Origin of the sequence: Mycobacterium sp. E2733, assembly GCF_001667585.1 — a bacterium.
Classification (GTDB): Bacteria; Actinomycetota; Actinomycetes; order Mycobacteriales; family Mycobacteriaceae; genus Mycobacterium.
Genome location: NZ_LZJZ01000024.1, coordinates 46,548 through 60,844, shown reverse-complemented (window position 1 = coordinate 60,844; position 14,297 = coordinate 46,548). Strand labels below are relative to the sequence as shown.

Annotated in this window: 16 protein-coding genes and 1 pseudogene; 4 read left to right on the top strand and 13 right to left on the bottom strand. The window is 68.4% G+C overall.

What is annotated here, in order from left to right; all coding sequences use genetic code 11:
- Positions 1-7: 7 nt before the first annotated feature.
- Genes pgsA through thrS form a run of 3 tightly spaced genes read right to left on the bottom strand, consistent with a single transcriptional unit; the run spans position 8 to position 3,284 of the window.
- Positions 8-640, bottom strand: a complete 633-nt coding sequence (pgsA, locus tag A5678_RS05640; RefSeq protein WP_068039701.1) for a phosphatidylinositol phosphate synthase — start codon at positions 638-640, stop codon at positions 8-10.
- Between the two features lie 13 nt (positions 641-653).
- Positions 654-1,226 carry an HIT domain-containing protein gene (locus tag A5678_RS05635; RefSeq protein WP_068039698.1) on the bottom strand — a complete coding sequence of 191 codons (573 nt, stop codon included), beginning with the start codon at positions 1,224-1,226 and terminating at the stop codon, positions 654-656.
- 3 nt (positions 1,227-1,229) lie between these two features.
- Positions 1,230-3,284: a threonine--tRNA ligase gene (thrS, locus tag A5678_RS05630; RefSeq protein ID WP_068039695.1), complete on the bottom strand. Its 2,055-nt coding sequence runs from the start codon at positions 3,282-3,284 to the stop codon at positions 1,230-1,232.
- Between the two features lie 35 nt (positions 3,285-3,319).
- Here thrS and A5678_RS05625 point away from each other — a divergent pair, with 35 nt between their 5' ends.
- Complete coding sequence (locus A5678_RS05625; RefSeq protein WP_068039691.1) at positions 3,320-5,107, top strand: sodium:proton antiporter; 1,788 nt, start codon at positions 3,320-3,322, stop codon at positions 5,105-5,107.
- 31 nt (positions 5,108-5,138) lie between these two features.
- On the opposite strand, the gene A5678_RS05620 is transcribed toward A5678_RS05625, so the two are convergent.
- The 4 genes and pseudogenes from A5678_RS05620 to A5678_RS05605 form a co-directional block, all read right to left on the bottom strand.
- Positions 5,139-6,377: an amidohydrolase gene (locus A5678_RS05620; protein WP_197502044.1), complete on the bottom strand. Its 1,239-nt coding sequence runs from the start codon at positions 6,375-6,377 to the stop codon at positions 5,139-5,141.
- Positions 6,378-6,393: 16 nt separating this feature from the next.
- On the bottom strand, positions 6,394-7,119 hold the full coding sequence (locus A5678_RS05615; protein WP_068039686.1) for a trimeric intracellular cation channel family protein: 726 nt from the start codon (positions 7,117-7,119) through the stop codon (positions 6,394-6,396).
- Positions 7,120-7,264: 145 nt separating this feature from the next.
- A pseudogene (locus A5678_RS05610) lies at positions 7,265-7,888 on the bottom strand (PaaI family thioesterase).
- Positions 7,889-7,908: 20 nt separating this feature from the next.
- On the bottom strand, positions 7,909-8,793 hold the full coding sequence (locus tag A5678_RS05605; RefSeq protein ID WP_068039683.1) for an aldo/keto reductase: 885 nt from the start codon (positions 8,791-8,793) through the stop codon (positions 7,909-7,911).
- Between the two features lie 57 nt (positions 8,794-8,850).
- Between A5678_RS05605 and A5678_RS05600 the strand changes: the two genes are divergently transcribed.
- Entirely contained in the window at positions 8,851-9,351 is a 501-nt protein-coding gene (locus tag A5678_RS05600) for a DUF1990 family protein (protein ID WP_068039678.1), read from the top strand.
- Positions 9,352-9,360: 9 nt separating this feature from the next.
- Here the strand turns inward: A5678_RS05600 and A5678_RS05595 are convergent, their stop codons facing one another.
- Positions 9,361-9,798 carry a DoxX family membrane protein gene (locus A5678_RS05595; protein WP_068039676.1) on the bottom strand — a complete coding sequence of 146 codons (438 nt, stop codon included), beginning with the start codon at positions 9,796-9,798 and terminating at the stop codon, positions 9,361-9,363.
- 78 nt (positions 9,799-9,876) lie between these two features.
- Here A5678_RS05595 and A5678_RS05590 point away from each other — a divergent pair, with 78 nt between their 5' ends.
- The gene (locus tag A5678_RS05590) at positions 9,877-10,584 is read left to right on the top strand and encodes a metalloregulator ArsR/SmtB family transcription factor (protein WP_197502042.1); all 708 of its coding nucleotides are present in this window, start codon (positions 9,877-9,879) and stop codon (positions 10,582-10,584) included.
- 7 nt (positions 10,585-10,591) lie between these two features.
- On the opposite strand, the gene A5678_RS05585 is transcribed toward A5678_RS05590, so the two are convergent.
- From A5678_RS05585 to fdxA, 5 genes are read right to left on the bottom strand one after another with little or no spacing between them, the layout of a single operon-like run.
- Positions 10,592-11,533 carry a nitronate monooxygenase family protein gene (locus A5678_RS05585; RefSeq protein ID WP_068039670.1) on the bottom strand — a complete coding sequence of 314 codons (942 nt, stop codon included), beginning with the start codon at positions 11,531-11,533 and terminating at the stop codon, positions 10,592-10,594.
- A 4-nt stretch (positions 11,534-11,537) separates the two neighbouring features.
- Positions 11,538-11,882: a cupin domain-containing protein gene (locus tag A5678_RS05580; RefSeq protein ID WP_068039668.1), complete on the bottom strand. Its 345-nt coding sequence runs from the start codon at positions 11,880-11,882 to the stop codon at positions 11,538-11,540.
- 32 nt (positions 11,883-11,914) lie between these two features.
- Positions 11,915-12,340 carry a hypothetical protein gene (locus A5678_RS05575; RefSeq protein WP_068039665.1) on the bottom strand — a complete coding sequence of 142 codons (426 nt, stop codon included), beginning with the start codon at positions 12,338-12,340 and terminating at the stop codon, positions 11,915-11,917.
- On the bottom strand, positions 12,337-13,017 hold the full coding sequence (locus tag A5678_RS05570) for a metalloregulator ArsR/SmtB family transcription factor (protein ID WP_068039662.1): 681 nt from the start codon (positions 13,015-13,017) through the stop codon (positions 12,337-12,339). Before A5678_RS05570 ends, A5678_RS05575 begins: the two co-directional genes overlap by 4 nt.
- A 7-nt stretch (positions 13,018-13,024) precedes the next feature.
- Positions 13,025-13,381 carry a ferredoxin gene (gene fdxA / locus A5678_RS05565; protein ID WP_068039659.1) on the bottom strand — a complete coding sequence of 119 codons (357 nt, stop codon included), beginning with the start codon at positions 13,379-13,381 and terminating at the stop codon, positions 13,025-13,027.
- Positions 13,382-13,475: 94 nt separating this feature from the next.
- On the opposite strand from fdxA, the gene A5678_RS05560 reads away from it, so the two are divergent.
- Positions 13,476-14,297, top strand: a complete 822-nt coding sequence (locus A5678_RS05560; RefSeq protein WP_068039653.1) for a class I SAM-dependent methyltransferase — start codon at positions 13,476-13,478, stop codon at positions 14,295-14,297.

The following is a 14,297-nucleotide window of genomic DNA, read 5'->3' as shown; positions in this document are numbered from 1 at the left end:
CCCGGAATCACGGCATGCGCTCCGTCGCGCCGGGCGAGGTCCGCACCGTGTGCAGCCGTTGCACGCAAGTGACCACGCTGGCCGCCGCCAGCAGCCACATCGCCACCGGCAGGGCCGGCGGCCAGGGCACGAAGGGTAAGTCCGACACCCCGGCACCTACCAGCACGATGATCAACCTTTCCGGTCGTTCGATGATGCCGCCGTCGCCGCGCAGCCCGCTCGCTTCGGCCCGCGCCTTGATGTAGGAGATGACCTGCGACGTGACCAGGCAGATCAGGGTCGCCACCACCAGCAGCTTGTCGTGCAGGCCGAAGGCGGCCCACCACAGCAGTCCGCAGAACACCGCGCCGTCGCTGACACGGTCGCACGTGGCGTCCAGCACGGCGCCGAAACGGGTACCGCCCCCGCGCTCGCGGGCCATCGCGCCATCGAGCATGTCGAACAACACGAAGAACCACACCACCAGCGTGCCGATGAAGAGCTTGCCCATCGGGAAAAAGGTCAGCGCCCCGGCCACGGCGACGATGGTGCCCAGGATGGTGACCACGTCCGGCGTCAATCCCACCCGCAGGCACGCGCGGGCGGTCGGAGTGGTGAGCCGCGCGAACGCCGCCCGCGACAGGAACGGCACCTTACTCATGAGCGCTCAAGCCTCATGACTGCTTTGCCCACTCCGTGGCCAGCAGCCGGCGGGTCTCGCGCAGCAACTGCGGGATCACCTTCGACCCGCCGATGATGGTGATGAAGTTCGCGTCGCCGCCCCAGCGCGGCACCACGTGCACGTGCAGGTGTTCGGCCAGTGACCCGCCCGCCGACGTCCCGAGGTTCAGGCCGACGTTGAAGCCGTGCGGCCGCGACACGTTCTTGATGACGCGAATTGCCTTCTGCATGAAGGCCATCAGCTCCGCGCTCTCGTCCTCGGTGAGGTCCTCGAGCTCGGACACCCGTCGATACGGCACCACCATCAGGTGCCCGGGGTTGTACGGGTAGAGGTTGAGGACGGCGTAGACGAGTTCGCCGCGGGCCACCACCAGACCTTCCTCGTCGGACAACCGCGGGATGTCGGTGAACGGCTGCTCGGTCTTGCCCGACGAGTTGGGGTCGCGCTTCATCGGCGCTTCGGCCAGATAGTTCATCCGGTACGGCGTCCACAGCCGTTGCAGGTGGTCACTTTCGCCGACGCCGGTGTCCAGGATGGTGTCGTCGGCGCGCTCCTCTTCGGTCACTGTCTATTCACCGCCGGTCACCTTTACGAGTTCGGCTGTGGGAGCAGCATTTTGGCGATCGGCGATCCAGGCCACGATGGCGTCGACGGCGCTGTCCCGTGGCACACCGTTGATCTGCGTGCGGTCGCCGAAGCGGAAGCTCACCGCCTTGGCCTCGACGTCGCGGTCACCGGCCAGCAACATGAACGGCACCTTCTGGCCGGTGTGGTGGACGATCTTCTTCGCCATCCGGTCGTCGCTGCCGTCCACCTCCACCCGCACACCGTGCGATTTGAGCTGCGCGGCAATGCCTTCCAGGTAGGGCACGTGTTCGTCGGCGACGGGAATGCCGACCACCTGCACGGGCGCCAGCCACGCCGGGAACGCCCCGGCGTAGTGCTCGGTGAGGATGCCGAAGAATCGCTCGATCGATCCGAACAGGGCGCGGTGGATCATCACGGGCCGCTGACGGGTTCCGTCCGGTGCGGTGTACTCCAGCTCGAAGCGCTCCGGAAAGTTGAAGTCCACCTGGATGGTCGACATCTGCCAGCTGCGGCCCAGCGCGTCGCGGGCCTGCACGGAGATCTTGGGGCCGTAGAACGCCGCGCCGCCGGGGTCGGGAACCAGTTCAAGGCCCGACTCGGCCGCCACCTCGGCCAGGGAGTTGGTGGCCTGCTCCCACATTTCGTCGGTGCCGACGAACTTCTCCGGGTCTTTGGTGGAGAGCTCCAGATAGAAGTCTTCCAGCCCGTAGTCGCCGAGCAACTCGAGGACGAACCGCAGCAGTGACGCCAGCTCGCCGTGCAACTGCTCGCGGGTGCAGAAGATGTGCGAGTCGTCCATGGTGAAGCCGCGCGCCCGGGTGAGGCCGTGCACCACGCCGGACTTCTCGTAGCGGTACACGGTGCCGAACTCGAAGAGCCGCAACGGGAGTTCGCGGTACGACCGCCCCCGCGACCGAAAGATCAGCGTGTGCATCGGGCAGTTCATCGGCTTGAGGTAGTAGTCCTGCCCGGGCTTGCGCACCGTGCCGTCGTCGGCCAGCTCGGCGTCCAGGTGCATCGGCGGGAACATCCCGTCGGCGTACCAGTCCAGGTGGCCCGAGGTGTGGAACAGCTGCGCCTTGGTGATGTGCGGTGTGTTGACGAATTCGTACCCGGCCTCGATGTGCTTGCGCCGCGAATATTCTTCCAGCTCCCTGCGGACGACGCCGCCCTTGGGGTGGAAAACCGCCAGCCCAGAACCGATTTCATCGGGGAAGCTGAACAGGTCCAGCTCGGTGCCCAGCTTGCGGTGGTCGCGGCGCTGGGCTTCGGCGAGCAGCTCGAGGTGGCGCTCCAGCGCCTCCTGCGATTCCCACGCGGTGCCGTAGATGCGTTGCAGGCTGGCATTTTTCTGGTCACCCCGCCAATAGGCGGCGGAGCTTCGGGTCAGCTTGAACGCGGGGATGTGCTTGGTGGTCGGGATGTGCGGCCCGCGGCACAGGTCGCCCCAAACCCTCTCCCGGGTACGAGGATTGAGGTTGTCGTAGGCGGTGAGCTCGTCGCCCCCGACCTCCATGATGTCGGGGTCGCCCGACTTGTCGTCCACGAGTTCGAGCTTGTACGGCTCGCCGGCCAACTCCGAGCGGGCCTGGTCCTTGGACTCGTAGACGCGCCGGGAGAACAGCTGTCCCTCTTTGACGATCTGGCGCATCCGCTTTTCCAGCGCCGCCAGATCCTCGGGGGTGAACGGCTCCGAGACGTCGAAGTCGTAGTAGAAGCCGTCGGCGATGGGCGGACCGATGCCCAACTTGGCTTGCGGGAACAGCCCCTGGACGGCCTGGGCCAGCACGTGTGCGGCCGAATGCCGGATGACGCTGCGGCCCTCGTCGGTGTTGGCGGCGACCGGGACAACATCGACGTCGGCTTCGGGCACCCAGCTCAAATCGCGCAGCTTGCCGTCCGCGTCGCGCACCACCACGACCGCGTCGGGCTCCCCGCGGCCCGGCAGCCCCGCCTCCCGCACCGCGGCCGCGGCGGTGGTCCCGGCCGGCACCCGGATAGGGCCTGCTGGGGACGGGTTTGCCGGGGCGCTCATCGCGTGGTTTCTCCTAGGTCGGTGGGTCGACGACCATGCTATCGGGGCGCCCCGCGGCCAAGCAGGGCCGTCGAACAGTGCGGCATCGTCGCAGGGCGCCGACGTCCCCAGCAAATTGTCGGCAGAATGGGATCGTGGGGGCGCAGACGGCTTTGGCATTGCTGCTCGCCGCCGTCGGCGCCATCGTGGTGGTCAATTGGGTCAGCGACCGCACCGGACTCCCGAGCGCGGGGCTGCTCACTCTCGTCGGTATCGGCTACGGGCTGCTGCCGGGGCCGAACGTCGGCCTTCGGCCCGACATCGTGATGACCTGCATATTGCCGCCTTTGCTCTACAACGCGGCACTGGAGTCGTCGCTGGTCGGGATACGCCGCAACTTGCGCACGGTCATCAGCTTGTCGGTCATCCTCGTTCTGCTGACCGCAGCTTCGGTCGGCGCCGCCTTCGCCCTGCTCGTCAGCGGTGCGACGCTCGCGGCGGGTGCGGTGCTCGGCGCTGCGGTGGCACCCACCGATCCCGTGGCCGCGCTCGCGGTCGCCCGCAAGGTGGGTCTGCCGCTCAATATCGTCACGCTCATCGAAGGCGAGGGGCTGCTCAACGACGCGACCGCGCTCACCACCTTGTCGGTGGCCATCACGGTGGCCAGGGGTTCGGACTTCTCGTTCCCGTTCGCGGTCCGGGAGTTCGTTCTGGCCGCCGTGGGCGGCCTGGTGATCGGGCTGGCGTTCGCTTGGTGTCGCCGCCTGCTGCGGCGCTTGCCGCACGACGTGATGACGGCCAACGCGATCTCGCTGGCCACACCGTTCCTGACCTATCTCGCGGCCGAGAAGGTGCACGCGTCGGGCGTGCTGGCAGTCGTCGTGTGCGGATTGGTCGTCGGACACGACTCACCCCGGTCGGAGTCGGGCGCGAGCCGGTTGCAGACCCGGGCCGTGTGGCGGCTGGCCAACTTCCTCCTTGAGGGCCTCGTCTTCCTGTTGATAGGTCAGCAGTTCCCGACCATCCTCGACGGCCTGCGCGGCTACCCGGTGTCGACCATCGTCGTGGCGACCGCCGTTACCACCGCGGCGGTGCTGCTGGTGCGGCCGCTGTGGCTGATGCTTACGCAGTCACTGCCGCGGTCACTGCATACCCGGCTCGGCAACGTCACGGGGACCGGCGATGACGACGACGATGATCCGACCCAACCCCCTCCTCAGCGCGACCGCAACACGGAGAGACTCAGTGGCCGTGAGATTCTCGTGCTGAGTTGGGCCGGCACCCGCGGCGTCGTCAGCCTCGCTGCGATCTTCGCCGTGCCCTTCGCAACCGACAGCGGCACACGGTTTCCCGTCCGGGACCTCTTGTTGTTCTGCACCCTCGTGGTCGTGCTGGTGACGCTGATCGGGCAGGGCAGCACTTTCGGCCCGGTCGTGCGTGCTCTCGGCGTTCACGCGAAGGCCGTCGACGAAGTGCGCCTGCGTAATCGGGCGCGCACGGCCGCCGTTCGCGCTGCCCTCGACACACTCGATGAGCTGGGTCATGGCAGCGACGCCGACGCCAGAACGATCGACGGGGTGCGAAGGCAGTTGTGCGCCCGGCTCGAGCGGTATCAACGTCGGCTCGATCTTCTGTCGGATGCCGACGACTTACCCAACTACCCCGAATACGAGGCGGCCGTCGCGATCCGGCGGGCGGCCATCGATGCCGAGCGCGACGAACTGGTGCGCTGGCGTGACGCCGGCATGCTGCCCGATCGGAGCCTTCGGGTGCTCGAACGCGAACTCGACCACGAAGAGGTGACGCTGCCGACGTACTTGCCGCGAGACCGGCGCGGCCATTGAGGCCGCCGTGGAATGCGTTGGGGCCCAATCATTATGACCCGGCGAGCCAGGCAAGCGCGGCAACAGTCAGCGCTTGGGTACCGGTGTCGAGGGTGGGCTGGATGACAGGTGCGAACGTCGGGGAATGATTGACCGGGATGTCCTCGCTGACGCGGCCCCTCTCCACCGCCTTGCGATAGGCACCGGGATCGACGCCGCCGACACCCCAATAGCAATAGGGCATTTGGAGCGCCGTGGGAATGTCGCTGAAGTCCTCGCTCGCGGCCTGCAGCGGCAGATCGCATGATCGGTCGCCGAAGAAATCGTCGAACGCGGCGCGCACCCGGTCGGTGACCACCGAATCGTTGACGGTCGCCGGGTAGTGGCCGAAAAGCTCGAAAGCGGGATCCATCGGCGCTCCGGACGCCTGGCATTCGGCCGTGACGATGCGGCGGATCGCATCCAGGATCCTGTTGCGGGTCTGCTCGCTGTATGTGCGCAGGTTCAGTTCCAGCACGGCGTGGTCGCCGATGATGTTGCTTTTGGTTCCCGCCTCGATCCTGCCGATGGTCAGCACCGCGGAATCGGTTGGCGCGACCTCACGGGAGACTACGGTCTGCAGCCGGATCACGATCATCGCGGCGAGCACCACCGGATCGACCGTGGCCTGGGGCATCGAGCCGTGCCCGCCGCGGCCATACACCGTGATCCGCATGCTGTCCGCGGTGGAGAGGACAGGCCCGGGCCGTGTGCCGACCTGACCGGCCGGGAAAGGCAGGACGTGTTGGGCGAGGGCGACGTCGACGCGGCCGACCAGTGTTGCGAGATCGTCGTCGAGCATGCCGCGTGCGCCGTCACCGACCTCCTCGGCGGGCTGGAACAACGCAATCACGGTGCCCTTCCACTGGCCGCGGGCCCCGGCCAGCAGCGCGGCCGCTCCGAGCAGGCAGGTCACGTGAACGTCGTGGCCGCAGGCGTGCATCACCGGCACCCGGTTGCCGTCCGCATCGGTGGCGGTGGCCGTGCTGGCATACGGGAGCCCGGTGTCTTCCTTGACCGGCAGCGCGTCCATGTCGGCCCGCAGCAACACGGCCGGGCCGTCGCCGTTACGCAGGATCCCGACGACGCCCGTGCCGCCGATGCCCTCGTGCACGTCGTAGCCGAAGCCACCCAGCCGCTGGGCCACGGCTGCCGCCGTGTCGCGCTCCTGGTGTGACAGCTCCGGGTGTTGGTGCAGATTGCAGTAGAAGTCCTCCTGCCAGTCACGCGCGTCGCGCAGCCCCGCAAGCACCCGCGTGGACACCGAGTTAGTGGCTGTCGCCATTCTTGAAGTCCTCCTCCGTCTGGTGGGCCCCTGGCGTCGACCGGCGGGACTGACCCCGGGCCAAAACGGTTGCCGGCGACCAGGCGCCCACGGCGGGCAACGTCCAGCCACGCCACTGCGCGAGGGCGCACAACACCGTCCCGGTCAGTGCGCCCACCAACAGCCCGGGGGTCGGATGGTCGCGGTAGTTGAAGAGCACCAGCACGCCGCTCGCGGCGAGAGCGCACGTGGCGTACAAAGTGTTCCCACCGAAGATGCCTGGCACGCGACGCATCACGATGTCACGCGTCGCTCCCCCACCGACCGCCGAGATCGTGCCCAGCAGCAGCGCCGCCAACCAGCCGAGCCCCACGGCGAGCGTCTTGTGCGCACCGGTTGCCGCCCAGCACCCCAATGCCAGCGCGTCCACGACCGGCCACACCCAGTTCCACACCCGGCCCTCGACCCGGAAAACGAAGGCGATGGCCGCTCCCGCCAGTGCGGTCAACAGGTAGGCGTAGTCGGTGAGCGCGACCGGGGTGCCACGCTGCAGCAGAGTGTCGCGGATCATGCCGCCACCCAGGCCCGACAACACGGCGAGGGCCGCGAAGCCAACGGGGTCCAGCTTCTCCTTGCGGGCGACCACGCCGCCCAGCAGGGCGTTGCCGAACACCCCAGTCAAGTCGACCGCACGGAACAAGTCCGCCATTGTCAGGCCGGCTAGCGCCACACCGAAACCCCTTTCCCCGAAATGCACGGGTCAATCTCGCGTGTACCCACACGGACTCGGCCGACGCACCGGCGCGGGCGACCGTGCCGGTGTCCGCCGGAAGTCACTAAACTCTTTGCGGGGCAACAATTTTCGTGGCATAGCGCTAGGGCTGACCGGGCTTGAGCCGAACGAACAGGGCGTCGGCTTCGGTCAATAGGGTGTCGCCGTCGGTGAGCCGGCCGGAGACGAAGATCTTGCGCCCGTCCAACCTGTCCACCCCCGCATCGAACTGCAACTCCTTTTCGATGGGCACGATGTTGTGGTAATCGATCCTGAGGTAGGCGGTGCGCTAGCGTCGGCTCCCGGTCAGAAGAACCGCCGTCAGGCCGAGCACGGTGTCGAACAGCATGCCGAGTGAGCCGCCGTGCACCGCGCCGTTGCGCCCCAGATGGAACCGGGCGAAACGCGCCCAGCCGTGCACGCGGCCGTCGTCACCCTTGCGGGCAGACATTGGAACCGTCAGGACGTTGCCGCGCATCGGCAGGTCCATCCGGCGGCCGGAGGGCGCCGCCCACTCATCGGCGTCGTACGGGGCGAGCAGCGCCGACAGCTTCTCCAGCTGATTCGCCGCCTCGGTGATGACTTCGTCGGGGGCGTCTACGGCGCGGGCGTGGTCCTGCAGCTTGCGCACGGCGTCGATGAACCGGCCGTAGTCGGGGCCGCCCTTGGTCGTCGGCTCGGGGGGGTTGAACCCGCCGCCAGGGTGCCTGGCCTGTCCGCTGGTCACCGGGACACCGTATCCGGCGGTCAGACGGTCTTCTGACCTCCGGCGGTCGACAGCGCCTCGAACTCCTCGTCGCTCAGCTCGATCTCGGCGGCAGCGACGTTCTCCTCCAGGTGCGCCACCTTCGATGTGCCGGGAATCGGCAGCATCACCGGCGACCGTTTCAGCAACCAGGCCAGCGCCAGTTGCGACGGGCTCGCGTGGTGTTCGCCGGCGATGCGCTGCAGCGGGCCGTCGGGCGCGGCCAGCGGCCCGGCAGCCAGCGGGAACCACGGGATGAAGCCGATGCCCTGGCGGGTCGCGGCGTCCAGCAGCGGTTCGGCGCCCCGGGCGGACAGGTTGTACATGTTCTGCACCGACACGATCTCGCTGGTCCGCTGGGCCTCCGTGAGTTGGTCGACGTTGATCTCGGACAGGCCGATGTGGCGGATCTTGCCCTCGTTCTTCAGCGTCAGCAGCTCGCCGACCTGATCGGCCAGCGGGAAGTCGGGATCGATGCGGTGCAGCTGGAAGAGGTCGATGGTGTCGACGCCGAGGCGCCGCAGGCTCATCTCGCACTCCTGGCGCAGGTAGGTCGGGTTGCCAAGCGGGATCCAGACGTCCGGTCCGGTGCGCAGCAGCCCCGCCTTGGTCGCGATCACCAGGCCCTCGTAGGGATGCAGCGCCTCCCGAATGATGTCTTCGGATATGTAGGGGCCGTAGGAGTCCGCGGTGTCGATGAAGTTCACGCCCAGTTCGACGGCGCGGCGCAACACCCGGACGCATTCGTCGCGATCGGCGGGCGCGCCCCAGACTCCCTTACCGGTCAGGCGCATGGCGCCGAATCCGAGCCGGTTGACGGTCAGGTCGCCGCCGAGGGTGAAGGTTCCGGACGCTTGTGCAACGGTTTTCGAGTTCTGTGCGGTCACTTTTACGACCGTACGCCGGAAATGTCGTCGCGCATCTCGGCGTGGCAAGCTGGGCAAGTGGACTTAGGAGCGCTCGAGGAACTCCCGTTGACCTACCCCGAGGTTGGAGCGACCGCGTCGGGCGACTTGCCTCCGGGTTACGGCCACCTGCACACGGAGAAGCAGATCGGCACGGGTCAGCAGCGCTTCGAGCGGGCCGCCGACGCCGTCATGCGCTGGGGCATGCAGCACGGGGCCGGGCTGGGCGTGCGGGCCAGCTCCGACGTCGCGGAGGTCGGCACCGTTGTGATCGTGCGCATGGGGTTTCTGCCCGCGCCATGCCGGGTGGTGTATGTCGTCGACGAGCCCGACATCCGTGGATTTGCCTACGGCACCTTGCCGGGGCATCCGGAGTCCGGCGAGGAGCGCTTCGTCGTCCGGCGTGACCCCGTCACCTCCGCGGTGTTCGCGGAGGTGACGGCGTTCTCGCGGCCCGCGACCTGGTGGAGTAAGGCCGCGAGGCCGGTGGTGTCGGTTGCCCAGCGCGTCATCGCGAAACGCTATCTGCGCGGGGTCTGAGCCGGCCGGCTATCGGCGCCCGATGCTGCCGGCGTGCACGCCCTGCGCCAGCCGGGCGAGCGCGATGGCGCCGACCAGCAAACCGAAGTCGCGCAGTGCGACGTCGTAGAAGCCCGGACCGGTGACGAGGTCGAGGATGATTCCCGCCAGCCACGCCGCGACCACCCATGCGCCGAACCGCGGTACGACGGCGACCAGCACGCCGGCCACGATCTCGATGACGCCCACCAGATACATGCATTGATCGGCGGTCCCGGGCACCAGGTCGTTGATCCAGCCGGCCAGGTACATGCTCCAGTGATGCGGGTGGGTCAGGACGTTGAAGAACTTGTCCAGCCCGAAGACGATAGGCGCGACGGTGAACACGATGCGAAGGGCGTAGTACGCCGACAGTGCCGGGTCCTTCAGCTGGGCAGCGAGTGCGGGATTCGCGCGGGTAGTGGTCATGGATTCCTCCTTCTAACAGATAATAATCTGAACGTTAGAACCTGTAGACTGTAGCGTCAAGAGTTTTATCTGTTAGAAATGGCTGTTGACGTGGACGACGACTCCCTGGAGCGCGACGCCGCCGGCATCGGGGCGCTCGCCGATCCGGTGCGCCGCGAGCTCTACCGGTTCGTGTGCGCCCAGCCGGCACCGGTGAGCCGCGACCAGGCGGCCGACGCGGTCGGCATTGCCCACCACCAGGCCAAGTTTCACTTGGATCGGTTGACCGCCGAGGGCCTGCTGGAGAGCGACTACGCGCGCGTGACCGGCCGATCCGGGCCGGGCGCCGGACGGACGTCCAAGCTGTATCGCCGGGCGGGCCGCGACATCGCGGTCACCCTTCCCCAGCGCGAGTACGAACTGGCGGGACGGTTGATGGCGACGGCGATCGCCGAGTCGTCCTCAACCGGTCAGCCCGTTGTCGAGGTCCTCAACGGGGTCGCGCACGAATACGGGCGGACCATCGGCGCCACGCCGCGCCGGCCCGCCAGCGCGGCCGCGGGACTCAAGCTCGCCGTCAAGGTATTGAGCAGGTACGGCTATGAGCCCCGCGCCGTCGGTCGCAGGATCGAACTCGCCAACTGCCCATTCCACGCGCTCGCGCAGGAGCAGACCGAGCTGGCCTGCAACATGAACCACGCGCTCATCACCGGCCTCGCCGATGCCCTGGCGCCGCACGGACCCGACGCCCAACTGTGCCCCGGGCCGGACCGCTGTTGCGTCGTGCTCACCCCCGGCGACGGCTAGGCCGACGCTAGGAGCCCCAGGTGCTCAGCAAACGCTCTGCGCCCGAACACATTTCGTCAATCACCTCGGCCACCGACGCAGCGTCGGCAATCATCCCGACGCCCTGACCGGCGTCCACGGGGGCCACGCGGCGGTCGTCGGCGGCGATGGATGCGGCGAGGTCGTCGCAGGCCTGCCGGTTGATCGTGTCCTCTTTGCCCGACCATCGCTCGACGAAGTCGTTGGTCAGCACCCGGGACGGGAATCGCGCGGGCCACGGCCGGGCCTGGGCGACGTCGAAGGCCCGGGTGACCGCGGTGTCGGTGGCCCGGGCCGCGATCAGCGCGCGGCGGCTGCCGTCGCCGGAGAGCGACTCCGGACACGCGGCCAGGCGGGTACCCACCCAGGCCCCGCTCGCACCGGCGGCCAGCACGGCGGCCAGGCTGCGCGCCGAAGCGACACCGCCGCCCGCGAGCACCGGCAGCGAGACGGCGTCCAGCACGGTGTCGAGCAAGGGCAGCGTCGCGAGCTTCGTCTCGCCGTGACCGCCGCCCTCCGAACCCCGGGCGACCAGAATGTCGACGCCGGCATCGGCCGCCTGCCGCGCCCCGACAGCGTCGTATACCTGTGTGGCGGTGGCGATCCCGGCGTCGTGCGCCTTCGCGACCCAGGACCAGTCGGTCCCGAAACTGACCGACAGCAGGGCCGGCCGCGCGGCCAGGGAATCCTCGAGCAGCCCCGCCTCGGTGCGCATCACCCAATCGACCAGGCCGATACCGAACCTTCCCCGCACGTGCTGCAGCTGGGTTCGCAGCAGGTCCCTCGTGGCGACGCTGCCCATGCCGACCATGCCCAGGCCGCCGGCCGCCGTGAGTGCCGCGGCCAGCCGACCCCCCGCGACGCCCCCCATCGGCGCGTTGACGATCGGTACCCGCAGCCCGAATTCCCTTGACCAGGGCGTCGAAAGCATCCGGCTAGTGAACCGAGGGAATGGTCTTGAGCACGGTCAGCATGACCACCGAATCCTCGACCGCAAGCAGGGCGTGCCGTTGCGCCGGAATCGCGACATAGTCGCCGGTCTTGCCTTCCCAGGCGTCACCGTCGGCGGTCAGGCGGACGTGGCCCTGCAGCACCTGCAGCGTTGACTCACCGGGGCTGTCGTGTTCGGAAAGCTCATGGCCGCCAAGCAATGCCAGCACAGTCTGCCGAAGTTCGTGGGTATGGCCACCGTGAATGGTGTGGGCGGCCCGGCCGCTGTGCGATTCCTTGGCCTCGGCCAGCTTTTCGGACGCGAGGCTGGTCAACGAGATCGATTCCATAGCTTGAGTCCTTTGCGGTTGAGCGGACGCGATCAGGCCGTCAATAGCAGTATCCCCGCAACGACTAACGCGATTACCTTGACCACCTCGAAGCCGACGTACACGTAGTGGGCTCGGGAGCGCGGTCCGGCCGACCCGGCGAGCACGCTGTCCGATCGGCGGGTCAATCGGGGGCGTACCGCGATCAGCTGCACGGCCAGCGCGCCGGCAGCGACGAAAACCGCGGCGGCGATGCCCGTGGTCGTCAGGCCCCCGGCCACGATCGCCACGAGGACCAGGGCGAAGCAGACCTCGACGGTGTTGAGGGCCCGAAACACCAGCCGACCGATGCCGAGCCCGATCTGCAAGGTCACGTTGGGCGCGTGAAATTTCAGCGGGGCTTCCAGGAACGAGATCGCCAGCACCATGCCGAGCCACACGAAGGTGACCGCAACGGCGATCGCCGGTCCCGTGCTCATTTGGCCGCCTGCTGCGGCGCCAGATGCGCCACGCACAGATCCGGTTCCACGAAGGCGTCGAGCCGATCGACCGACACCGGCGCTTCCCAGGCTTCCATGGCGCCTTGCATGAGGCCCAGGTGCACCGGGCACACGACGGCGGTCCGGTTCTCCGCCAATTCCAGGAACGGGCAGTGCCGCAGGCCCACCTGTTGCTCCCCGTCGGCCGCCCGGCGCTCGGGCGCGAAGCCCAGCTCGTCGAGCATGTTGACCAAGTGGTCGATGGCGTCGTCGGCGCTGGCGGGTTTCGCGGGTACCGCTTCCAGGCTGCCATCCAGTTTGTGCCCCCAGGCCCGGCCCGCGGCCAACGCCTTGGCGCCGGCATCACGCTCTCCGGCGAACGCCACGGCCAAGATCTCGGCAAGCAGGCGATAGTGCCGCGTGCCGCCGCGATCCATCTGCCGGACCGCACGGAACATCAGCGGCGGGCGACCCGGCCCCTTGCGGTCCAGCTCGACGTGCTCCACCTGCCCGTCACCGACCAGGCTGTCGAGGTGGAAGCGGACGGTATTGGGGTGTACGCCCAGCACGTCGGCGATCGCGGCGATGCTCATGGGCTCGGGCGACGCCCGCAACACCCGCAGGACCTCGCGGCGGCGGCTGGCCGATTCCCCGGTCGACGTCGGCGACAACTTCACGCGACCCTCACGCTCCCTCTGCTTGGTCGGCCGTCGGCTGAGCGGCCACCAAAGGCGTGTCTACACCGAGCGGACCGATCTTGGCCGCCCCACCCGGGGATCCCAAGGGCGCGTCGCGACCCGGCAGCGTTTCGGCGAAGAACGCCTCATTGTCGGCCAGGTACGGTCTGAGTTCCTCAGGCAGGTCGTCTTCGTAGTAGATGGCCTCGACCGGACACACCGGCTCGCACGCGCCGCAGTCCACGCATTCGTCCGGATGTATGTAGAGCGCGCGGCCGCCCTCGTAGATACAGTCGACGGGACACTCCTCCACGCAGGCGCGGTCCATCACATCGATGCACGGCTTCCCGATTACGTACGTCATGGGCTAGAGTTTACACAACATTGCTTGTAAAAACGAGAGCGTTTGGGAGAACCGTGAATGCCCTTCTGAAATCGCCTGCGCGGCAGGCGGTCTGATGATCAAGTCACGATCCGATTCGCGACCTTCCCTGCCTGCGGCGGGCCGCGCCGACGACGCTGTCGCGGGCCATTGGCTGCTGGCCCGGCTCGGTAAACGCGTCCTGCGACCCGGCGGCGTCGAGCTCACCCGCACCCTGCTGGCCCGCGCCGAGCTGGCCGGCGCCGACGTGGTCGAGCTGGCCCCGGGCCTCGGCCGCACCGCCACCGAGATCCTGGCCCGCCACCCACGGTCGTACATCGGTGCCGAGGGGGATCCCGACGCGGCCACGGTGGTTCGCGGCGTGCTCACCGAACTCGGCGTCGAGAATGGCGCGGTCCGGGTCACCGATGCGGCGGCGACCGGATTGCCGGACGCAGGTACGGATGTCGTCATCGGGGAGGCGATGCTGACCATGCAGGGCGACGCGGCAAAGCACGCCATCGTCGCCGAGGCGTCGCGCGTGCTACGGCCGGGGGGCCGGTATGCGATCCACGAATTGGCCCTGACCCCGGACACGGTCTCGGAGGAGGTCAGCACCGACATCCGGCAATCGCTGGCCCGTGCGATCAAGGTGAACGCGCGGCCGCTGACGATCGCGGAATGGTCGCGGCTGCTCGCCGGCCACGGGCTGGTGGTCGACCACGTCGCGACCGCGCCGATGGCGCTGTTGCAGCCGCGCCGACTGGTCGCCGACGAAGGGCTGCTGGGGGCGCTGCGGTTCGCCCGCAACGTGCTGGTCCATCGGGACGCCCGCAAGCGGGTCCTCACGATGCGCCGCACATTCCGCCGGCACCGCAAGCAACTGACCGCGGTCGCCATCGTCGCCCACAAACCCTGA

What these genes read in the sequence shown, in the direction of transcription:
- pgsA (WP_068039701.1), bottom strand. Translation starts at nt 640, where the DNA reads ATGAGTAAGGTGCCGTTCCTGTCGCGGGCGGCGTTCGCGCGGCTCACC.
- thrS (WP_068039695.1), bottom strand. Translation starts at nt 3,284, where the DNA reads ATGAGCGCCCCGGCAAACCCGTCCCCAGCAGGCCCTATCCGGGTGCCG.
- A5678_RS05625 (WP_068039691.1), top strand. Translation starts at nt 3,320, where the DNA reads ATGCTATCGGGGCGCCCCGCGGCCAAGCAGGGCCGTCGAACAGTGCGG.
- A5678_RS05595 (WP_068039676.1), bottom strand. Translation starts at nt 9,798, where the DNA reads ATGACCACTACCCGCGCGAATCCCGCACTCGCTGCCCAGCTGAAGGAC.
- A5678_RS05590 (WP_197502042.1), top strand. Translation starts at nt 9,877, where the DNA reads ATGGCTGTTGACGTGGACGACGACTCCCTGGAGCGCGACGCCGCCGGC.
- A5678_RS05585 (WP_068039670.1), bottom strand. Translation starts at nt 11,533, where the DNA reads ATGCTTTCGACGCCCTGGTCAAGGGAATTCGGGCTGCGGGTACCGATC.
- A5678_RS05580 (WP_068039668.1), bottom strand. Translation starts at nt 11,882, where the DNA reads ATGGAATCGATCTCGTTGACCAGCCTCGCGTCCGAAAAGCTGGCCGAG.
- A5678_RS05575 (WP_068039665.1), bottom strand. Translation starts at nt 12,340, where the DNA reads ATGAGCACGGGACCGGCGATCGCCGTTGCGGTCACCTTCGTGTGGCTC.
- fdxA (WP_068039659.1), bottom strand. Translation starts at nt 13,381, where the DNA reads ATGACGTACGTAATCGGGAAGCCGTGCATCGATGTGATGGACCGCGCC.
- A5678_RS05560 (WP_068039653.1), top strand. Translation starts at nt 13,476, where the DNA reads ATGATCAAGTCACGATCCGATTCGCGACCTTCCCTGCCTGCGGCGGGC.